The following is a 20,427-nucleotide window of genomic DNA, read 5'->3' on the forward strand; positions in this document are numbered from 1 at the left end:
GAGCGGGTCGAATGTGAGTAGGGTGTGAGTGGGTTATGGATACGCACTTGTGACCGCCTCACCGACGCTCTTCCAGTCAGCCAATGCAGAGTCGGCTTTCAGTTCGCTGGCTTTGATCAGCATGTTGGCAGGCAGGCCTGTGTCGATGCTGGCTTGGCGGCAGCGCAGCACCCAGTCCAGGCGGTTCATTGAGGTAATGCGTGGAGGTTTCAGTTGGCTGCTGAAGACATCGATTTCACTGGCACTCCAACCTAAAAGTTGAGCGAGACGCTCGTTCGTTTCTTCACTGGTGTTTTGCGTAGCGCCGTTGGGCAGGGTATTGGCGTGTTCGAAGTAGTTGAGCAGCTGCTCTTCCGTTAGGCCGCAGTGGTGTATGCAATGTTTGAACTGCTGCATGAGGTAGAGGTTGTACGGGGTCAGTTCGAGCAGCGAAGACGCCCTGTACTTACTCGCGAGCCAGTGCGGATTGACCAGAAACTGGTGAAGTGCTTGTGGGCTGAGGGGCAGTTGCAGAATATCGGCGGCGTGAGGTAACCGCAGTATCAGATAACTGAGCGTTTGCAGCGGCGTAGCAGCGGGGGCGTATAAACGCAGGAAATGGTAGTCATTGTCGTATTTTTGATAGCCGTTGGCATTGTTTGGCGCATGGAGGACGGCTTGGGTGATTTCTTTAAGGCGTAGATATAAAGTCCACAACTCATCCCGCGCATTGCTCAGCAGTGTGTTGAACTTAGGCTTCGCTCGGTCGATCAACGTTGTCGTACGTGCGGGCATCGTGCTGATTTGAACGGAAGAGAGCACTTGATCGAGCGCCATCTCGATGCTGTTATTGGGACGCATCCGTTGCAGCGCCGCATAGGCCAAGGACTCCCAGTCAACGGCGGGTAAACGATCTTTTTCGTCACCGGGTTGCTGAGGAAGATCAAGCAGTTGCAACGCTTTGGAAAGAGACGCTTGGTCATAGCTGGCGAACTCCTTCAATAGCTGATTGATGATCGGGTCCTGGACCTGGCTATCCAGCAATAGCTGGCGTCTGAGCAGCGTCAGGCTGCTGCCGTTTTCTTTAAACCAACGGCTCGCCCATTCCAGGTGCATGAGCATGTCGAGGAAGTCAGTCGTGCCCTTGGGTTTGTTGCGTAACGTTGGGTTGCGCAACTGCATGAGAAAGTTCGCATTCCCGAGCATTTGCACCAATTGTCGGCATTCCACGACCGATAGCCCGAACAGGCGAGCGATTCTCGCTTGCCGATAGATCTTGCTGATCGTCTCGATCGTACGGGTTGCAGGCTGGTCGGGAGGGATCAGTAGTTGAAGCGAATCCTGGGTGTCTTGCAGGCCCAACCCGGCGCAGAGTTGTTGCCGGGTGGTATCGTCGAACGTAGCGCTGTCCAGGTACAGGGGAGGCAGGGCGGAACCCGTGCGATTGAACACCTGGTCGAACAATGACATGCGGTCGCCTGAGGCATGGACGGGTAACTGATGAAGCAGGGCGGCAAATTCTTCGGCTTGCAACGTGTAGCGTTTGCTCAAATAGCAAAAGACCCCCAGCGCCCGGAGGGTGTTATGGGTGATCTGCAGCGTGCTGTTGCGATGGCCTTCGCAGCGCATGGCGCTGACTATCAGGGTGTCCAATTGCGCGAAAGGCAGGCCGAGCCAGCGCTGTAGACGAATCATGCGTTGCAGTCTGTCGAAGCGCTCAAGGCTAACGTGGGTCAGCTTGGCGTTGTCCAGGCTGATAGCGGGTGTGGTCGTGCCGTTGATATAGCACGCACCGTAGGCGAGGCCGGGGTTTTGCTTGCAGTTAGGTGATTGGCGTGGTGACTGAGTCTGTTGTGCAAGCAGCGCCTGAAGTTGGTCGGCATCCAGTTGTGTATGGTTCAGAAAGTCAGTGAGCTTCTCTGGTCCTGTTTGATCTATCGTCCAGTTGTAAAACTGGAGATGGAACTTTTTCACCTTTTCCTCTTTTTCCACCTCTGTTTCGGTGACCCATTTAGCTTTCAGCATTGTCTGTTGGTTAGGGCTCAACCCTGATAACTGACATTGGACTTCGTTGTTCTGTTCGCCGACCTGCCCGTAAGTGCTGGTTTCTCCTGCCAAAGGCAACTGGCGACTGATGCGATAGTTCAACTCACCCAACGCCGGCTTGTCGCCCGACAGGCCCTGTTGGCATTGCTGATGGTGCAAATGATAGGGCAGAGAAAACGGATACCAGGTTTCACTCAGCACCCTATAGGTATCTTCCTCTTTGGCCGGCGCGATATTTTTGAGCAAGATCTGGTTGACGATCGACAACATGGGAACCTGGCTCGAAACGCTATGTTGGTTGATCACCTGGTCTTTGAGTTCCGGGCGTCGCTGCGACAGCTTGAGCGCGTTTGTGTCCTTGGTATTTTCTTCCAGCTGCAGGGCGAACAAATAGAGCGCACGCAGGTAGGCAGTCGGTGAATCGAGCGCTGCGATAGACGAACTGGAGCAGAACTGGTCCCACTTTTCCTTGAACAAGGCCTGGTAGGTTGCGCTGGTCTCGGGGGGGAGACTGCGTTTATTGCGCGGTGAAGAAGGAGGGGACGAGACTTGCTGTTCGCGAAATAACGTTTCCAGTTGCGCGGCGGCGCTCTGGGCCTTGAGGTACACCGTGTGGGCATCGTCATCGTTGTACGTTGCCAGTTGCTCGGCAAAGGCTCTTTCGGACAATCGTACGATGTCCAATACCGAGTTGAGGTTGAGGCGCCGCAGGGCGGTCTTGAAATCGTCCCGACCTGGAGCGGGAGGCCGTGAGTGATCAATCAGCTTGGCGAGCAAGGGGCTGCTGTCGGTTTGCATATTCATACGTTCCTTCACGCCCGCCGGGGGGGCCGGCAGGCAATGAAAAACGCTATCACGCAGGTTAACGGGGCCAGGTATAGGTATTTACAGGCGTCTTCGGCGCACGCCGGTTGAGGTGCCCATACACCGATACCACCTCTGTGCAAGACATGAACCCTAGGCTTTTCTGACCATTGTGCAACTCAGGTCATGTGATCATGTCTGCTTCACTTCATCGAAATACGCCCTCGCTTGCGGCATTCGACCCCCGTGGGTTGACGGTCCGCAGTGTCGCTTATCTGCGCGCTACCCCCCAGGCTGAGCCGACGGCCCGTGTCAGGCGTCAAGTCTATGGGGCCAGCGGCCTGATGCTTGAGCAGTGGGACCCTCGTCTGCATACCCTTAAATCGCGTGAACCATTGATCGAGGCGAATCAGGTGTCGGTGTACAGCCTGTCCGGTACGCTGATCCGCAACCACGATGTGGACGCCGGCATGCGGCTGATGCTGGCGGCGCCATCCGGGCAACTGTTGCAGGCCTGGGACGGTAGGGGGGCCTATCAGCGCCACGACTACGATGACTTGCAGCGTCCGGTGGCGGTGTTCGAACAAGCGGCCGACGAAGAGCGACCCCGCTGTGTCGAACGCCTGGTATATGCCACCCCAACATCTGAGCACCGTGCCCTTAACCGCAGTGGCCGTCTGGTGTGCCATGCCGACCCGGCTGGCGCCCAGGTGTTCGAAGCCTATGGGATGACCGGGCGAGTGCTTCGGCAGACGCGGCGATTTCGCGAGGCGCCGGGCGATGTTGACTGGCCGCTTGCTCAGGCCGATCAGGACCAGCAGTTGGACGGCGAGCGTTACACCACACGTTGGACATTTGATGCACTCGGCGGCACGTTGGAACAGGTCGACGCCAAGGGTAATGGTCGGCACTTTGCCTATGGGTTGGACGGACAGACGAAACATATTCACCTCGCCTTGAAAAGTGGCGCGCGCAAGACCGTGATAGAGCGCTACGACTACAATGCTGCCGGTCAGGTGGAGGCGGCCCTGCTGGGCAATGGCGTGAGCAGCCTCGCCGCCTATCGGGCCGAGGATGGCCGTATGCACCGGCTGATGGCGTACCGCAAAAATGAGCGGGCGACGCCATTACAGGATTTGAATTACGGATATGACCCGGTGGGAAATATTTCAGCCCTGCAGGATCAGTCGCAACCGACGAAATGGAGCCACAACACGCAAGTGGAGGCTTCATGCCGCTATGAATACGACTCGCTGTACCAACTGACTCAGGCGACGGGCCGGGAAAGTGCCGCCGCCCCCATCGGCCCGGCGCTGCCTGCACGTATTTTGTTCGGTTCCACCGATGCCGGTTTATGGCGCAACTACACCCAGCACTACGCCTATGACGAGGGGGGCAACCTGACCCGGTTGCGCCATGTGCCGTCCAGTGGCGTCGGTTACACGCGCGATATGCAGGTCGCCATTGGCAGTAACCGCGCGTTGTCTAGCGAGCATCTGGCTGGCGAGTTGGCGCAGGGTTTTGACGCCAATGGCAATCAGCAACGGCTGGGGCGTGGTGTACCGATGGTGTGGAACGTGCGTAATCAGTTGTCCAGGGTCACGTCAGTTGTGCGTGACGGCGCTGACTCGGATGAGGAAACTTATGTGTATGCAGGCGACGGCCAGCGTGCGCTCAAGCTCACGCACCAGCAGGTTGCCGGCAGTCGACAAACAGCGCGTGTCTATTACCTGCCAGGCCTGGAAATTCGCCAGCGGCCATTGCGTCGATTGAATGTATTGCGCCTTGACGTAGCGCGCTGCGCGGTGGAGATCTTGCAATGGGAGCTGGGACTTGATGAGGGGGCTGACGATGAAGCCCTGCGTTTTTGCCTGACCGATCAGCAGTCGAGCCATGGGTTGGAGTTGGGCGAACAGGCCGAGTTATTGAGTCAGGAGAGTTATTTCCCGTATGGGGGGACAGCGTGGTGGGCATCGCGCAACGCGGTGGAGGGCAGTTACAAAACCCGTCGATATTCAGGCAAGGAGCGTGACGGCAGCGGTTTGTATTACTACGGTTTCCGCTATTACGCCCCATGGTTGCAGCGCTGGATAAGCCCCGACCCTGTTGGGGGAGGGACGCAGCTGAATCCTTATCTCATGGCGTTCAACAACCCGGTCACGTTCGTTGATTCAATGGGGTTGCAGCCTACCGACATGGAAAACCCTCAGATACAGGACGAGATCATACTCATCCTGGTTCTGGCCTTGCTGGGCCTGGGGGCGGGAGCGTTGCTGGGCGATGCGAGGGTGGGGGCTGCCGTGGGGGCTCTGGTGGGAGGCCTGCTGGTTGGTACCGACCGCTTCATTACCTATCAAAGCATGCAGCCGCAGGCCCTGGCCAGCGCAGCGCAACAACTGGAAGAAAATTTCGCCAGGGCCGTTTCGGAGACGGCGATTGCTGCGGCGGAGGATGCGGGGCTGAGTCACGAAGAAACGGAGCGGCTGGTGAATTTTGCCTACGCGCGCCGTCATGGTGAAGAAGGCATTACCCTTATGGTCCATCGGCGTCAGGGGACCCTCCGTGGCTACGTGGGGCCTGTGGACGAGGCGGGAGACCTGGAACGCGCACTGGGGGGGAATCGTAACCCGATGCCGGAGTTGAAACGCATGGGCTATGGCGTGATAGTGCTGCGAAGTCCGGCACGTGAGCCCGCTGCCGCGAGCGGTCAGCAGGCGGGGCCGAGCGCGTTCGAGGTTGGGGTGACCACCCAGGTAGCTGGCTCAAGTCGCGCACGCGGTGGTCGGCAAGCACAGGCGCAGGTGCCGTTGGTGGCGCCGGCGGCAGCGAGAGCCACTGCCCCGCAAATGGAGTTCGATACCGCGAGGCTTGTAGATACCCAACTATCGGGCCGCGAGCGCCGCAGTATTGCCCTTACCCTCAGCCACTTGCGTGAAGGGCGTTTTGGCGCGGTTCATTGGCATGCTCACAGAGACCAACTATGGTCCGCTGATTTGCACGGCTACGCCGCTGCTCGTGGACGCGGTGCCTATCGTTTGATGTTCAGCCATCTCGGCGGCCAGCGGTACCGAGTGGAAGGGGTACGTAACCCACATCGCTGAGGACCTATCAGCGGCTGCGTGCCGATGCGATGGCGCCGCACTTTTGTTAGAATGCGCGCCGCGTCGCCTGACCGACGCGTTTTTGAATCCGGTTCACCCCTTACGAGGGTAGCCACCTGGAGAGAACACCCATGACTCAACCGATTGTTGTGGCGGCACTGTATAAGTTCGTCACCCTCGAAGATTACGTCGCCCTGCGCGAGCCACTGCTGCAGGCGATGGTCGACAACGGCATCAAAGGCACCTTGCTGATCGCCGAAGAAGGCATCAACGGTACCGTTTCCGGCAGCCGCGAAGGTATCGATGGCCTGATGGCCTGGCTGAAAAAAGACCCGCGCATGGTCGACATCGACCACAAGGAATCCTACTGCGACGACCAGCCGTTCTACCGCACCAAGGTCAAACTCAAGAAAGAGATCGTGACCCTGGGCGTCGAAGGGGTTGATCCGAACAAAAAGGTCGGCACTTACGTCAACCCGCAAGACTGGAACGCATTGATCAGCGATCCTGAAGTGCTGTTGATCGACACCCGTAACGATTATGAGGTGTCAATCGGTACCTTTGAGGGCGCAATCGACCCAAAGACCACCAGTTTTCGCGAATTTCCCGACTATATCAAAGCCAACTTCGACCCGGCCAAGCACAAGAAAGTCGCCATGTTCTGCACCGGCGGCATTCGCTGCGAGAAGGCGTCGAGCTATATGCTCAGCGAAGGCTTTGATGAGGTTTATCACCTCAAGGGCGGGATCCTGAAGTACCTCGAAGAGGTGCCCCAGGAAGAAACCAAATGGCAGGGCGACTGCTTTGTGTTCGACAATCGCGTGACCGTGCGCCACGACTTGAGCGAAGGCGACTACGATCAATGTCATGCCTGCCGCACACCGGTCAGCGTAGAAGATCGCGCCTCTGAGCATTATGTGGCTGGCATCAGTTGCCCCCATTGCTGGGATAAGCTGCCGGAGAAGACCCGTCGCAGCGCGATCGACCGGCAGAAGCAGATCGAGCTGGCCAAGGCCCGCAATATGCCGCACCCGATTGGTTTCAACTACAAGCAAACTCCTTCCGAGGCCTGAGCCATGTCTGCGCGCCTGCTCTATGTAATGGATCCGATGTGTTCCTGGTGCTGGGGCTTCGCCCCGGTCGCGCAGGCGCTGGTTGAGCAGGCCCAGGCGGCCGGCGTAGACGTGCACCTGGTGGTGGGCGGCTTGCGTACCGGCAGCGGTGCAGCGCTGGAGCCGACCACCCGGCGCTACATCCTTGAACACTGGCAAGCGGTCACCGAGGCCACCGGCCAGCCATTCAAGCGTGAGGGCGCATTGCCTGAGGGGTTTGTCTACGACACCGAGCCTGCCTGCCGTGCCATCGTCACTGCGCGCAGCCTGGCGCCGGATTGCGCCTGGACGCTGCTGGGGCTGATCCAGCGCGCATTCTATGTCGAGGGACAGGACGTGACCCTCGCCCATGTGCTGGTGGAGCTGGCCGAGCAGGCCGGCATTCCGCGTATCGAGTTTGCAGGCGAGTTCGACCGCGCCGAGCAGCATGCTGCCACGGCCGCCGATTTCACCTGGGTGCAGGATCTGGGGATCGCCGGTTTCCCGACGTTGCTCGCAGAGCGCAATGGCCAGTTGGCCTTGCTGACCAATGGTTACCAGCCGCTGTCCGAGCTGTCGCCGTTATTGGGTCGATGGCTGGAGCGAGCTGCCTGTGTATGAGCAACCTCAACGCACTGACCGCCTGACCTGGGCAGAGATTCGCCGTCTGGCGCTGCGTCACAAGAAAGCCCTGTGGATCGCCAATGGCGTGGCCGTGCTGGCGACGCTGTGCAGTGTGCCGATCCCCCTGCTGTTGCCATTGCTGGTGGACGAAGTGCTGCTGGGCCACGGCGATGCCGCGCTCAAGGTGATGAACCACGCGTTGCCCCTGGGTTGGCAGAAAGCCGCCGGCTACATCGGCCTGATGCTATTGGTAACGCTGGCCCTGCGCTGTGGTGCGTTGGTGTTCAACGTGGTGCAGGCGCGGCTGTTTGCGCGTCTGGCCAAGGACATCGTCTATCGCATCCGCGTGCGCCTGATCGAACGCCTCAAGCGGATCTCCCTGGGTGAGTACGAAAGCCTGGGTAGCGGTACGGTCACTACCCACCTGGTCACCGACCTGGACACCCTGGACAAATTCGTCGGCGAAACCCTCAGCCGTTTCCTGGTGGCGATGCTCACCCTGGTCGGCACGTCGGCAATCCTGGTGTGGATGCATTGGCAGCTGGCGCTATTGATCCTGTTGTTCAACCCGTTGGTGATCTACGCCACCGTGCAATTGGGCAAGCGCGTCAAGCATCTGAAGAAGTTGGAGAACGACAGCACCTCGCGCTTTACCCAGGCATTGACCGAAACCCTCGATGCCATCCAGGAAGTGCGCGCCGGCAATCGCCAGGGCTTTTTCCTCGGGCGCCTGGGCCAGCGTGCCCAGGAAGTGCGCGACTATGCGATTCATTCCCAATGGAAAACCGATGCTTCCAGCCGCGCCAGTGGGTTGCTGTTCCAGTTCGGTATCGACATTTTCCGTGCGGCAGCCATGCTTACGGTGCTGTTCTCCGACCTGTCCATCGGCCAGATGCTTGCCGTGTTCAGCTACCTGTGGTTCATGATCGGCCCGGTGGAGCAACTGCTGAACCTGCAATACGCCTACTACGCAGCGGGCGGCGCGCTGACGCGGATCAACGAGCTGTTGGCACGTGCCGATGAGCCGCAGTACGCCGGTGGTGCAGACCCGTTTACCGGGCATGAGACTGTTGGTATCGAGGTGCGTGGCCTGGAGTTCGGCTACGGCGAGGACCTGGTGCTCGACCAATTGAACCTGGCGATCGCGCCGGGGGAGAAGGTGGCGATTGTCGGCGCCAGCGGCGGCGGCAAAAGTACCCTGGTGCAGTTGCTGCTGGGGCTCTACACACCACAGGCCGGCAGCATTCGTTTTGGGGGGGCCACCCAGCAGGAGATCGGCCTGGAAACCATTCGTGAAAACGTCGCCGTAGTCCTGCAACACCCGGCGCTGTTCAACGACACCGTGCGCGCCAATTTGACCATGGGCCGCACTCGCTCCGATCAAGCCTGCTGGCAGGCGCTGGAAATCGCCCAGCTGGATGCTACTGTCAGGGCGCTGCCCATGGGCCTGGACAGTGTGGTGGGGCGCTCGGGTGTGCGCTTCTCCGGTGGTCAACGGCAGCGCCTGGCCATCGCCCGCATGGTGCTCGCCGAGCCCAAAGTGGTGATTCTGGACGAAGCCACCTCGGCACTGGATGCGGCGACCGAGTACAACCTGCATCAGGCATTGGCGCGGTTTCTCAGCGGGCGTACTACACTGATCATCGCCCACCGGCTGTCCGCGGTGAAACAGGCTGACCGAGTACTGGTGTTCGATGGCGGGCACATCGCCGAGGATGGTGATCATCAGCAATTGATTGCCGACGGCGGGCTCTACGCCAAACTTTACGGACACCTGCAACAAGTGCGTTGATTTAGCTTAGGCTGTGCTATCGGAAGCGGATTTTCGCGTGCGTATCAAGCTGTGCATGTGTAAGGGACTTCATGAAGCAAAAGCGGACTCTCGGAACGCCACGGTTGTTGGGTATCGTCTGGCCCTTTATTGCCGTTGTCTTGTTCCAGGCATTGTTAGGCTGTGGCAGTCTCTACGTGCTTTCTGCGGTGCGTGGCTATGTGGCTGGCGAAAGCTTGTGGTCCAAGGGCCAGAAGGATGCCATCTATTACCTGACGCTGTATGCCGATAGTCGCGACGACGCCACCTATCTCAAATACCAGCATGCCATTGCCGTACCTCAAGGCGGGCATGAGCTGCGTGTGGCTCTGGATCGTGCCACGCCAAACCTGGCTGCCGCGCGCCTGGGCATCCTCAAGGGTGGCAATCACCCGGACGACGTCCCCAGCCTGATCTGGCTGTACCTCAACTTCCGCCATTTCAGCTACCTGGAAAAAGCCATTGAACTGTGGACGGTCGGCGATGACTACCTTGAGCAACTGGATGAACTGGCCCAACAGATGCACAGCGCCATCAGCACCGATCAGGTCACCGAGCAGGATGTGCGCGCCTGGAAAGCGCGCATCATTGCCATCAACGAGGGTGTAACGCCGGCCGCCAAGGCGTTCAGTGATGCGCTGGGCGAAGGTTCGCGAATGATCCTGCGCCTGTTGTTGATCACCAACCTGGCCACCGCCCTGGGGCTGATCGTCCTGGCGCTGTTGCGTACCCACAAGTTGCTGGCCCAGCGCCACGCCTTCGCTGACGCGCTGCAAGCGGAGAAGGAGCGGGCGCAGATCACGTTGGAGTCGATTGGTGACGGGGTGATCACCACCGACGTCGACGGCGCCATTGCCTATATGAACCCAGCGGCCGAAGCGCTGACCCACTGGAAGTCCGAACAGGCCCAGGGCTTGCCGTTGGCGGCGTTATTCAAGTTGCTGGATGAAAACGCCGAGCCCGACGGCTTCGCCTTGATTGAACACATCATCAAGGGCCAACTCAGTGGCGGCAGCGAGCATTCCAAGCTGATCCAGCGCCTGGACGGCAGCACCGTCTCGGTCACGCTGGTGGGCGCGCCGATCCGCAGTGCCGGCAAGGTCAGCGGTGCGGTGCTGGTGCTGCACGACATGACCCAGGAGCGCCAGTACATCGCCAACCTTTCGTGGCAGGCGACCCATGATGCCTTGACTGGCCTGGCCAACCGCCGCGAATTCGAGTTCCGTCTTGAGCAGGTACTGCAACAGGTGGCACGCCAGCAAAATGGGCGACATGCCTTGATGTTTCTCGATCTCGACCAGTTCAAGCTGGTCAACGACACCTGCGGCCATGCGGCAGGCGACGAACTCCTGCGCCACATCTGCGCGCTGTTGCAATCTGACTTGCGCGAGGGTGATACGTTGGCACGCCTGGGGGGCGACGAGTTCGGCATTCTGCTGGAGAACTGCCCGGCGCCGGTGGCGGAAAAGATCGCCGAGAGCTTGCGCCATACGGTGCAAAGTCTGCACTTTGTGTGGAAAGGCCGACCGTTCATGACCACCGTCAGCATCGGCCTGGTGCATATCTCGCAAACCCCAACCACCCTGGAAACCTCCCTGCGGGCGGCCGACATGGCCTGCTACATGGCTAAGGAAAAAGGGCGCAACCGCATACAGGTCTATCACGCCGATGATTCCGAGTTGTCGCTGCGCTTTGGCGAAATGGCCTGGGTGCAGCGCCTGCACATTGCCCTTGAGGAGGATCGGTTTTGCCTCTACGCGCAGGAAATCTCGCCGTTGGGCCACACCGAAGCCGGCAATGGACACATCGAAATTCTTCTACGCCTGCATGACGAAGCCGGGCGCATCATTTTGCCCGACAGTTTTATTCCGGCAGCCGAACGATACGGTTTGATGACGTCGCTGGATCGTTGGGTGGTTGAAAACGTATTCAAGATCATTGCTCGATGCATGACTGAACGTCCGGGCCGTCCTATGGCCATGTGTGCGATTAATCTGTCAGGAATAACTATCGGTGATGACGATTTTCTAGGTTTTTTACGTGAGAAATTCGGCGCTTACAACATTCCACCGGAAATGATTTGTTTTGAAATAACTGAAACCAGCGCTATAGCCAATTTGGGTAGTGCCATTCGATTTATTAATGAACTCAAAGCGTTAGGTTGCCACTTCTCACTCGACGACTTTTGCGCCGGAATGTCCTCATTCGCATATTTGAAACATTTACCTGTAGACTTCCTGAAGATCGATGGAAGTTTCGTAAAGGATATGCTGGACGACCCGATTAACCGCGCCATGGTCGAAGTGATCAACCACATCGGCCACGTCATGGGTAAGCGCACAATTGCCGAATTTGTTGAAACACCCCAGATCGAACAAGCGTTGCTTGAGATCGGTGTGGATTACGCTCAGGGCTACCTGATTGAACGCCCGCAATTGTTTACCTTTGATAGCTTGCAGTGTCGACCCGTGCGGCCTCAGCCCCTGGTGTTCAAGGCGCCCGGCACATTCCGCTGAAACATTTGCTGGTCTGTAAAATCACACTTAAAAAGGAGCCCTACAGTGATCGACACATTCAACAGAACCGGGCCGCTTATGGAAGCCTCGAGTTACCCAGCCTGGGCGCAGCAATTGATCCAGGCCTGTAGCGAGAGCAAGCGTCGGGTTGTCGAGCACGAACTGTATCAGCGTATGCGCGACAACGCCCTCAGCGCCAGGACCATGCGCCACTACCTCATTGGTGGTTGGCCGGTGGTGGAACAGTTTGCCTTGTACATGGCGCAAAACCTGACCAAGACCAAGTTCGCCCGCCACCCGGGTGAGGATATGGCGCGACGTTGGCTGATGCGCAACATTCGCGTGGAACTCAACCATGCGGATTATTGGGTGAATTGGGCGCGTGCCCATGGTGTCAGCCTTGAAGAGCTGCAAGCCCAGGACGTGCCGCCGGAATTGCATGCACTGAGTCATTGGTGCTGGCACACCAGCTCGGCGGATTCGTTGATCGTCGCGATTGCCGCCACCAACTATGCGATCGAGGGTGCGACAGGGGAGTGGTCTGCCGTGGTCTGCTCTACCGGTGTGTATGCCGACGCCTTCCCCGAGGAAGATCGCAAGCGGGCGATGAAGTGGCTGAAGATGCACGCCCAGTACGACGACGCCCACCCGTGGGAAGCCCTGGAAATCATCTGCACCCTGGCCGGGAACAACCCTGGCAAGGCACTGCAGGAAGAGTTGCGCCAGGCAGTATGCAAAAGCTACGACTACATGTACCTGTTCCTGGAAAGCTGCATGCGCCTGGAGAACGTAGAGAAAGACAAAGAGAAGGCGCCAGCCATTCGCGAGCGCCCGGTGCGCGTTGCCAGCGAGGCGTAATGTAAACGTGATGGCGGGGAATTACCCCGCCATCGCCAAGCGATTGCGGCCTTCGCGCTTGGCCACGTACAGCGCGTTGTCTGCCCGGCGCAGCAGGCTTTCAGCCGATTCGGCCGCCAGCAGTGTCGAGCAACCCAGGCTCACCGTCAATTCGACCCGCGTGCCTTCCACCCAATAGTCCTGGGCTTGTGCCGCCTGGCGCAAACGCTCACCGACCATCTTCGCTGCATCGCGTCCGGTGTTGGACAGCAGGATCAGAAACTCTTCCCCGCCAAACCGAAATACCATGTCGACGTTACGCAGCTGGTGTTTGATCGCCCCCGCCACGGTGCGCAGCACGCTATCGCCGGCGGCGTGACCATGGGTGTCATTGATTCTCTTGAAGTGGTCGATGTCCAGCATCAGCACGGACAAGGGGTGCAGATGCCGCCTGGCCATGTCGATTTCCCGTTGCAGCGTCTGATCCATGGCCACGCGGTTACCGGTTTCGGTCAGCGAATCGCGCAGGGCGCTGCGGGTGGCTGCACGGTAGAGCAGGGCGTTACGCATTGGATACAGCAACGTCACCAGCAGGGATTCAAGCTGGCTCAATTCCTCGTCGATCAACCGTTGGTTGCGGCGAAACACCAGTTCCCCAAGGTGCTCGCCTTCGTGGCTCAAGGTGTAGCTCACCGAATGGTGGCCACGATGACCGAACTCGAGGCGCAGGTCGCTGGCGGCATGGCGATACTGCAACGCGTCCAGCGGCACCAGGCGTTGTATTTCGCGAAAGAACAGGCCGAGGATGCGCTCCGGCTCCAGGCTGGTTTGCAACTGTTGGCTCAGTTGCTGGCAAAGTTCGCTCAGGGTTGCGGGGCGGCGTGGACGCAGGGAAGGTTGACCAAATCCCAGGCGCTGCAATTTGGCAGTGTCGAAGTCAATCGCGTTGGTCTGGGTGGGTGTTTTCATAAGCGGATGGCCTCTAAGCACTTGGCTGTCTTACAGGCGGGATGAGGGCGGCAAGTGCCAGGCGTCTTACTGTTCCTTCAGTTCCGTAAAACATGGGGAGCAGTTTAAACCGCTTTGCATTGAGTTATAACCCCGAGGCACGTGCCGCACGTCTTGTCATCACTTAACCTGCGTGGGAAGTGTTACAGCGAGATTCGTGCCAAAGCCGTTTTGTTTTAAAAAGTTCTTATAAATCAAAAGACTGTAATTAAAATAAAAATTATCTTTTAATTAATGGCGCCAGTTATTTGGCTGGTAGGGGCCGGCGTTGCAGCCGACCCGTTCAACTTTAATGTCACGGTGGTTCGCGTTGTTTGTCGCGAACAAACAACGTCTCAAATAAACCTCACATAAATGACACCGCCTTCATCACGGCTGGACCAGCGTCGTGCGGTCGATTTGCGCGATGGAAGTGACGCCGGTCAGCGTCATGGCCACGCGCATTTCCTTGGCGAAGATATCCAGCACGTTCTCTACCCCACGTTGGCCTTCGGCGGCCAGTGCATAGGTGGTCGCGCGCCCCAGCAGGCACGCCTTCGCACCCAGGGCGAGCATACGCACCACGTCGAGCCCGGAACGAATGCCGGAGTCCACCAGCACGGTCAAGTCATCGCCCACCGCGTCGGCAATCGGCGGCAACGCCTTGGCGGTGGACAGCACGCCGTCGAGTTGGCGGCCGCCATGGTTGGACACCACGATACCGTCGGCACCGAAACTCACCGCATCCCTGGCATCCTGGGGGTCGAGAATGCCCTTGATGATCATCGGGCCTTTCCAGAATTCGCGGATCCACTCCAGGTCTTTCCAGCTGATCGACGGGTCGAAGTTGTTGGCAAGCCAGCCAATGTAGTCCTCCAGATGGGTGGGTTTGCCCAGGTACTTGGAGATATTGCCCAAGTCGTGGGGGCGGCCCATCAAGCCCACATCGAATGCCCATTGCGGCTTGGTGACCGCCTGCAACATGCGCCGCTGCGCTGCGTACGGCCCGGACATGCCCGAGTGTGCATCGCGGTAGCGTGCGCCGGGTGTGGGCATATCCACCGTGAACACCAGCGTGGTCACGCCTGCCGCCTGCGCTCGCTCCAGCGCATTGCGCATAAAGCCGCGATCCTTGAGCACATAGAGCTGGAACCAGATCGACTGCGGGCTCTGCGAGGCCACTTCCTCAATTGAACACACCGACACCGTCGACAGGCAGAAGGGGATGTTTTTGTTGGCAGCTGCCTTGGCCGCTTGCACTTCGCCGCGCCGCGCGTACATGCCGGTCAGGCCGACCGGGCTAAGAATGACCGGCATCGCCAGTTCCGTGCCGAACAAGTGGGTGCTCAGGCTCAGGCTGTCGACATTGCGCAGGATGCGTTGGCGCAGGCTGATCTCGGCCAGGTCCGAACTGTTGGCGCGCAACGTGTGCTCGGCGTAGGCGCCGCCGTCGATGTAGTCGAACAGAAAGCGCGGCAACTTGCGCTTGGCCGCAGCGCGGTAGTCGGAAGCGGACGAGATGATCATCGACGGTGTCTCCACAGGGCAAAGTGCTACACGATAAGCAAAGTTGTGACATGATAAAAACAACTTTTATCACTGCTATCCAGTCGCAAAAGGAATACTGATGAACCTGCGAACATTGCGTGCGTTTGTCGAAGTGGTGCGCCAGGGCGGGTTCTCCCAGGCGGCCGACGTGGTGGCGCTGACCCAGTCCACCGTCAGCAAGGCGGTCAAGACCCTGGAGGATGAGTTGGGCACGCCGTTGCTCAATCGCCTCGGCCACAAGAACGAGCTGACCGCCGCCGGCGAAATCGCCTACCGCCGCGCCTTGGTGATGCTCGCCGAACGCAACGACCTGCTGGCTGAAATCAACGACCTGCGCGGTCTTACACGTGGCGTGCTACGCATCGGCCTGCCGCCGGTGGGGTGCGGCGTGCTGTTTGCCGCCATGTTCGCCACGTACCGCAGCCGTTACCCGGACATCGACATTGAACTGACCGAGTACGGCAGTAAAAAACTGCGTGAATGCCTGGAGGCAGGGGAGGTCGATCTGGCCGCACTGCTGCTGCCGGTTGATGAGGGCTTTGACTACCAGCCGGTTCGCAACGAACCCCTGATCGCGGTACTGCCCATCAGCCACCCGCTGGCCCGACGCAAGCGCATCGACTTCACCGACCTGGCGGACTCGCCGTTCATCCTGTTCGAAGCCGGTTTCGCCCTCAACGCCAAGATTCTCAGCGCGTGTGAGCGCAAAGGCGTGACCCCGAAAGTCACCGCCCGTAGCGGGCAGATCGACTTTATCGTCGACCTGGTCACCGCCGGCCTGGGCGTCGCCTTCCTGCCGCGGATGCTGGCGCACAAACACCAACACACCGGCATCGCCCTGATCCCCCTAGACGAACCCCAGACTGACTGGCACATCGCCCTGGCCTGGCGCGCCAGCGCCCACCTGCCACCGGCGGCGCGGGCCTGGCTGGATCTGGCGGCGGAACCGGCGTTTTCAACAGGTCATGGCGGTTAATTGAAACGAATGTAACGCAAAGCTTGACTTCTTCTTTTTAATCAGTAACATACGGCGCATTCCGCGATAGCTCAGTTGGTAGAGCAAATGACTGTTAATCATTGGGTCCCTGGTTCGAGTCCAGGTCGTGGAGCCAGATAGAGAAAAGCCTGTAGAAATACAGGCTTTTTTTTGCTTGGGATTTGACCCAGCAAACCAAACGCTTAGCGCGCTTCCCATGACGCCATCGCTAATCCTTCGGCTCAGATAGATTTGCTTTTTGATTTGGTAGGTTTTGGGCTGGCAAGCATTCGATCTAATTCTCCAGCGAGCGCTATCAACTGCTGTTCCAAGGCTTTGACCTCCGAGACGCTGATTCCATTGTTGATGACCTGCAGGGTTTTGGCTTGTTTCTTCGAGGCAGGCGCGAGGTTATGTGCATCCTGGGAAACCAACGCCTGTCGCAGCAGGTTGTTGATCACAGTTTGATAGCCGGTGCCGGCATTTTCCGCACGTTCACGGGCAGCTGAGATCACTGCATCGTCCAGCATGATCGTAATGCGGGTTTTGCCTTTATTCTGCGCGATAGCGCCGCGCTTGGCGTTGCTGAAGTCGTATTCGTCTTTCATGGTTCAAACCTCCAGGTACTGGCGCCGTTCATTTCTGGATGCAAGCCGGGCACTGATGATGCGTACGAAATTGGGATCGCGATAGGTGTAGGCCACCACCAATACGCGTCCCTTTGCATCTGTGCCCATGATCACCCAGCGTTCTTCTCCGTGATCGTGGTCTTGCATGGTTAGGGCTGCCTCGTCGTAAAACACCGGTTCTGCATCAGCAAGGCTTACGCCTCTGTGCTTGCGCTGGTTGGAGATGCTTTTTGCGTTATCGAATTGAACCATGAATGTTTTCATTATGCATATTTTATATGTATTGAAATCGATTGAATGGATCGACAATCAAGGAAAGATCAGCCCGGACGGCTTTGTTGTGGATACGCTATTTCCCACTCGATCAGTTGGAGTGTGATCTTGCAGAGATTGCCCAGGAATGTACGTGCGCCACGGGAGACACGTTGCGTAGCCGGATTCCGTTTCCATTGCCGGAAGGTAGGATTAGGTCGTGGAGCCAGATAGAGAAAAGCCTGCAGGGATGCAGGCTTTTTTGTCTGGATTTGGACGCCATCTCTAATCCTCTGATTCAGAGGTAAGCCAATGAACGTCGCAGCAGTCGTTTCAGTCAGCGTCGAGCCGGACAAACCCTGGTTGGCGCATAGCGTGTACAGCTTCTGTTTATTTATAGAGGAAAGAGGTTATCTACCATATAGTCGATGAACACTCTTGATTTAGGCGACAAGAGACGGCTCGAAGGCCATAAAACCCGAAAGGTAGTAACGTCCTCATTGAAGTCCTCCAATACCGATATCAACGTTCCCTCGGCCAACTGACGTTTGATCGCAATATCAGGCACGCACGCTATCCCGAGGCCATGTTCAACAAACGTGACCAGGGGCTCCAAGGTGTTGGTTATCATGCTGATGGGCAGCTCGAGGTTGCCCGGGAAGCTGGGACCTAGCGGCCAGGTGGCCAACTTCCCGGTACTGCGGTAGCGATACAACATGCACTTGTGCTGCCTCAGGTCTTCCGGCTTATGAGGCACTCCCGCGTGCTTGAAGTATGCGCTGGATCCGACAATGACACGTCGGTAGGTGCCGACTTCACGTGCCATCAACCGGCAATCTGTCGGATCGCCTGTGCGGATAACCGCATCGAAACCTTCCTCGATTACATCTACCAATCGATCCGTGCAGTCAATATCCAGTTCGATATCTGGATAACGCTGTTTAAATTTTGCGAATGCCGGCATGAACAGCATGCCCACAGACGGCACACTGACTCTTAACTTTCCATAGGGGGTGGCTTGCGATTGAGATAATTCATTTTCTGCCGCTTCGACCTCGTGGAGGATTCGCCTGCAGCGCTCCAGGAACTGCGCCCCTTCAGGCGTCAGATTGACCGTACGGGTTGACCGATGAAATAGCCGTACACGCAGTCGTTCTTCCAGGCGGCCGATTGCCTTGCTCACTGCCGATGCCGATATGCCGAGCTGTTTCCCGGCAGCGGTAAAACTTCGCGTTTCACCGACCCGCACAAACACATCCAGAACACCCAAGCTTTCCATAAACCCTGCCTATTATTGACTTACCTGTCATAGATGTTCGGAACCTTACCCTGTTTTTCATTTCCGCGAGGTAGGCCACACTCATATTTGCCAAATAGGATGCAGGTGGCCGGCAAATGGGGCCATCACGGAGTCTTCAACCGTTAGAAGGAAATCCCGATGGATTATGTACATTTAGACGGGGCGGCGGCGCAGGCTTGCGGCTGTACCCGCGTCACACAGCGACTGTCGGGAAATGGGTGTGGTTTGGGTGAATAAAGGAGTGATATCTGAATGACGTCTAACAATACGGCTGGTTTTTCCAGACCTGACACTCTGAGCCCAGGGCTACCCCTTGCCGGCCTTTTGGCGTTGGCGATGGCAGCCTTTATCACGCTTCTGACGGAGATCATGCCTGCCGGGTTGCTCTCCTCGATTTCGCAAGGGCTGAGCGTATCGGAAAGCCTGGCGGGGCAGTTCATCACCGTGTATGCGGTGGGCGCGTTGATCGCCGCTATTCCATTGACGCTTTTGACACAGGGCATGCGTCGTCGCCCGCTGCTGTTGACTGCAATCGCTGGCTTTGCCGTGGTGAATTTGGTCACTGCGCTGTCTGACGATTACATGGTTTCGCTGGTGGCGCGTTTCTTTGCGGGGGTATTTGGCGGCGTTGTATGGTCGCTGCTGGCAGGCTATGCGGTGCGCATGACGCCCAGTCACTTGAGTGGACGGGCAATCGCTATTTCCGGTGCTGGGGCTACGATCGCGCTCGTGTTGGGGGTTCCACTGGGAGCCCTGCTGGGGCGAGCAATTGGCTGGCAAGGCGCCTTTGGCCTGATGACCGTATTGGCGTTATCGCTCATCGTATGGGTGATGGCCACCGTGCCGGATTTTCCTGGGCAGACCAAGGAGCAACGGCAGTCCCTTGTTAATGTGTTCCTGAAGTCGGGTATTCGCTCAGTTCTCTTCGTGGTGTTCACTTTCGTTGTCGCTCACAACGTTCTCTATATCTACATTGAGCCATTCCTGGACGCTTCGGGCCTGGCTAGAGAGTTGGATGTTGTGCTGTTTGTCTTCGGGCTAGGTTCCATCGTTGGTCTATGGCTTGTAGGCGCGACAATTGATCGCCGGTTGCAATTTCTCATCATCGCCAGTGTTCTTGTCTTTGGGTTAGCGTCGCTGTCGCTAGGGCTTTGGGGCAGTATCCCGGCAATGATCTACCCTTCGGTTGCAGTGTGGGGGCTGGCTGTCGGAGGATTTGCAACGATTACCCAGACGGCATTGTCTCGCTTGGCTGGCGATTCTGTTGATGTCGCCCAGTCGATGTACACCACGGCCTGGAATACCGCGGTTGCCGGTGGTGGAGTAGTGGGGGGCGTTTTGCTGGCGCAGGCTGGATCGACGTCATTTCCATGGGTCATTATCGCTATTTTGGCGGTTTCGTTGGCAGGTGTGATCTTCTCGATGAACAAGGCGCTGCCCGCACCTCGTCGCGCTTGAGAGCCCCGTGCGAGCCTGTAGATTCTGCGCCTCGTCGATGCGTGTTGGTTCCCCTTCATCGGCTCTATAACAACTGTCACCGCTGCGCCTGCCATCCGGGTAGACAATAAAGCCCCCGCGACCTCCGGGGCAGGCGTGCAGATACACCGGCGACAGCTCTCGTTGCTTATCGACGTGGGCATTTAAGCGAGCAATGTAGATACCCACCGAAACCGACACGCCAACAATCAGCACCACGCACGCGACCAACTGGGCGGCATAACTGGCGCCGATGTCATCAGGACGCGCTGGTGACATAACTCGATCCTGTGCGCTCGGCATTCTGGCCAATCGGAAACCAGCCGCTGCCGCCCATGCGTCCCCGCTGAGCGTCCGGCGGCAGGAAACCCACCAGCAGGGCGAGGAAAATCAAGGCTAGCAGGGCACCTTTGATCATCGAAGACAGGTTCATGGCGAGGGCGAGCTCTGG

15 protein-coding genes and 1 tRNA gene are annotated in these 20,427 nt (G+C 58.2%); 9 read left to right on the forward strand and 7 right to left on the reverse strand.

Annotated features, from left to right (window positions below):
• Positions 1–33: 33 nt before the first annotated feature.
• Positions 34–2,823 carry a Tc toxin subunit A gene (locus tag QMK52_RS16205; protein WP_320403071.1) on the reverse strand — a complete coding sequence of 930 codons (2,790 nt, stop codon included), beginning with the start codon at positions 2,821–2,823 and terminating at the stop codon, positions 34–36.
• A gap of 200 nt (positions 2,824–3,023) precedes the next feature.
• Here QMK52_RS16205 and QMK52_RS16210 point away from each other — a divergent pair, with 200 nt between their 5' ends.
• The 6 genes from QMK52_RS16210 to QMK52_RS16235 all read left to right on the forward strand — a co-directional run bounded on the left by QMK52_RS16210 (position 3,024) and on the right by QMK52_RS16235 (position 12,829).
• Positions 3,024–5,930, forward strand: a complete 2,907-nt coding sequence (locus QMK52_RS16210) for an RHS repeat-associated core domain-containing protein (RefSeq protein WP_320403072.1) — start codon at positions 3,024–3,026, stop codon at positions 5,928–5,930.
• A 131-nt stretch (positions 5,931–6,061) separates the two neighbouring features.
• The gene (locus tag QMK52_RS16215; RefSeq protein WP_005789885.1) at positions 6,062–7,003 is read left to right on the forward strand and encodes a rhodanese-related sulfurtransferase; all 942 of its coding nucleotides are present in this window, start codon (positions 6,062–6,064) and stop codon (positions 7,001–7,003) included.
• A gap of 3 nt (positions 7,004–7,006) precedes the next feature.
• Positions 7,007–7,642, forward strand: coding sequence for a DsbA family protein (locus QMK52_RS16220; protein ID WP_005789884.1), 636 nt, complete (start codon positions 7,007–7,009; stop codon positions 7,640–7,642).
• Positions 7,635–9,437 carry an ABC transporter ATP-binding protein gene (locus tag QMK52_RS16225; protein ID WP_005789883.1) on the forward strand — a complete coding sequence of 601 codons (1,803 nt, stop codon included), beginning with the start codon at positions 7,635–7,637 and terminating at the stop codon, positions 9,435–9,437. The genes QMK52_RS16220 and QMK52_RS16225 overlap by 8 nt, the downstream gene beginning before the upstream one ends.
• 71 nt (positions 9,438–9,508) lie before the next feature.
• Entirely contained in the window at positions 9,509–11,971 is a 2,463-nt protein-coding gene (locus QMK52_RS16230) for an EAL domain-containing protein (RefSeq protein ID WP_005789882.1), read from the forward strand.
• A 78-nt stretch (positions 11,972–12,049) separates the two neighbouring features.
• Positions 12,050–12,829 carry a TenA family transcriptional regulator gene (locus QMK52_RS16235; RefSeq protein ID WP_413817848.1) on the forward strand — a complete coding sequence of 260 codons (780 nt, stop codon included), beginning with the start codon at positions 12,050–12,052 and terminating at the stop codon, positions 12,827–12,829.
• 21 nt (positions 12,830–12,850) lie between these two features.
• Here QMK52_RS16235 and QMK52_RS16240 read toward each other — a convergent pair whose 3' ends face one another.
• Both QMK52_RS16240 and lldD read right to left on the reverse strand, forming a co-directional pair.
• Positions 12,851–13,777, reverse strand: a complete 927-nt coding sequence (locus QMK52_RS16240) for a GGDEF domain-containing protein (RefSeq protein ID WP_005789880.1) — start codon at positions 13,775–13,777, stop codon at positions 12,851–12,853.
• 408 nt (positions 13,778–14,185) lie between these two features.
• Positions 14,186–15,322, reverse strand: a complete 1,137-nt coding sequence (gene lldD / locus QMK52_RS16245; RefSeq protein ID WP_194438814.1) for an FMN-dependent L-lactate dehydrogenase LldD — start codon at positions 15,320–15,322, stop codon at positions 14,186–14,188.
• A 100-nt stretch (positions 15,323–15,422) separates the two neighbouring features.
• On the opposite strand from lldD, the gene QMK52_RS16250 reads away from it, so the two are divergent.
• Both QMK52_RS16250 and QMK52_RS16255 read left to right on the forward strand, forming a co-directional pair.
• Positions 15,423–16,319 (forward strand): LysR family transcriptional regulator, encoded by an 897-nt coding sequence (locus QMK52_RS16250; RefSeq protein WP_320403073.1) that lies wholly within the window; start codon positions 15,423–15,425, stop codon positions 16,317–16,319.
• A gap of 60 nt (positions 16,320–16,379) precedes the next feature.
• A tRNA-Asn gene (locus QMK52_RS16255) sits at positions 16,380–16,455 on the forward strand.
• A gap of 106 nt (positions 16,456–16,561) precedes the next feature.
• On the opposite strand, the gene QMK52_RS16260 is transcribed toward QMK52_RS16255, so the two are convergent.
• The 3 genes from QMK52_RS16260 to QMK52_RS16270 all read right to left on the reverse strand — a co-directional run bounded on the left by QMK52_RS16260 (position 16,562) and on the right by QMK52_RS16270 (position 18,479).
• Complete coding sequence (locus QMK52_RS16260) at positions 16,562–16,927, reverse strand: BrnA antitoxin family protein (protein ID WP_122734455.1); 366 nt, start codon at positions 16,925–16,927, stop codon at positions 16,562–16,564.
• 3 nt (positions 16,928–16,930) lie between these two features.
• Positions 16,931–17,212: a BrnT family toxin gene (locus tag QMK52_RS16265; protein ID WP_194438812.1), complete on the reverse strand. Its 282-nt coding sequence runs from the start codon at positions 17,210–17,212 to the stop codon at positions 16,931–16,933.
• A gap of 382 nt (positions 17,213–17,594) precedes the next feature.
• Positions 17,595–18,479: a LysR family transcriptional regulator gene (locus QMK52_RS16270; RefSeq protein WP_005789877.1), complete on the reverse strand. Its 885-nt coding sequence runs from the start codon at positions 18,477–18,479 to the stop codon at positions 17,595–17,597.
• Between the two features lie 273 nt (positions 18,480–18,752).
• On the opposite strand from QMK52_RS16270, the gene QMK52_RS16275 reads away from it, so the two are divergent.
• Positions 18,753–19,958 carry an MFS transporter gene (locus tag QMK52_RS16275; RefSeq protein ID WP_005789876.1) on the forward strand — a complete coding sequence of 402 codons (1,206 nt, stop codon included), beginning with the start codon at positions 18,753–18,755 and terminating at the stop codon, positions 19,956–19,958.
• A gap of 277 nt (positions 19,959–20,235) precedes the next feature.
• Here QMK52_RS16275 and QMK52_RS16280 read toward each other — a convergent pair whose 3' ends face one another.
• Positions 20,236–20,409 (reverse strand): hypothetical protein, encoded by a 174-nt coding sequence (locus QMK52_RS16280; protein ID WP_194438810.1) that lies wholly within the window; start codon positions 20,407–20,409, stop codon positions 20,236–20,238.
• Positions 20,410–20,427: the final 18 nt, after the last annotated feature.

Source organism: Pseudomonas sp. P9_2, assembly GCF_034008255.1.
Lineage (GTDB): Bacteria > Pseudomonadota > Gammaproteobacteria > Pseudomonadales > Pseudomonadaceae > Aquipseudomonas > Aquipseudomonas synxantha_A.

Excerpts from the sequence above, each read along its gene's own strand:
- QMK52_RS16205 (WP_320403071.1), bottom strand. The coding sequence starts at position 2,823 with ATGCAAACCGACAGCAGCCCCTTGCTCGCCAAGCTGATTGATCACTCA.
- QMK52_RS16210 (WP_320403072.1), top strand. The coding sequence starts at position 3,024 with ATGTCTGCTTCACTTCATCGAAATACGCCCTCGCTTGCGGCATTCGAC.
- QMK52_RS16215 (WP_005789885.1), top strand. The coding sequence starts at position 6,062 with ATGACTCAACCGATTGTTGTGGCGGCACTGTATAAGTTCGTCACCCTC.
- QMK52_RS16220 (WP_005789884.1), top strand. The coding sequence starts at position 7,007 with ATGTCTGCGCGCCTGCTCTATGTAATGGATCCGATGTGTTCCTGGTGC.
- QMK52_RS16230 (WP_005789882.1), top strand. The coding sequence starts at position 9,509 with ATGAAGCAAAAGCGGACTCTCGGAACGCCACGGTTGTTGGGTATCGTC.
- QMK52_RS16235 (WP_413817848.1), top strand. The coding sequence starts at position 12,050 with ATGGAAGCCTCGAGTTACCCAGCCTGGGCGCAGCAATTGATCCAGGCC.
- QMK52_RS16240 (WP_005789880.1), bottom strand. The coding sequence starts at position 13,777 with ATGAAAACACCCACCCAGACCAACGCGATTGACTTCGACACTGCCAAA.
- lldD (WP_194438814.1), bottom strand. The coding sequence starts at position 15,322 with ATGATCATCTCGTCCGCTTCCGACTACCGCGCTGCGGCCAAGCGCAAG.
- QMK52_RS16250 (WP_320403073.1), top strand. The coding sequence starts at position 15,423 with ATGAACCTGCGAACATTGCGTGCGTTTGTCGAAGTGGTGCGCCAGGGC.
- QMK52_RS16260 (WP_122734455.1), bottom strand. The coding sequence starts at position 16,927 with ATGAAAGACGAATACGACTTCAGCAACGCCAAGCGCGGCGCTATCGCG.
- QMK52_RS16265 (WP_194438812.1), bottom strand. The coding sequence starts at position 17,212 with ATGAAAACATTCATGGTTCAATTCGATAACGCAAAAAGCATCTCCAAC.
- QMK52_RS16270 (WP_005789877.1), bottom strand. The coding sequence starts at position 18,479 with ATGGAAAGCTTGGGTGTTCTGGATGTGTTTGTGCGGGTCGGTGAAACG.
- QMK52_RS16275 (WP_005789876.1), top strand. The coding sequence starts at position 18,753 with ATGACGTCTAACAATACGGCTGGTTTTTCCAGACCTGACACTCTGAGC.
- QMK52_RS16280 (WP_194438810.1), bottom strand. The coding sequence starts at position 20,409 with ATGAACCTGTCTTCGATGATCAAAGGTGCCCTGCTAGCCTTGATTTTC.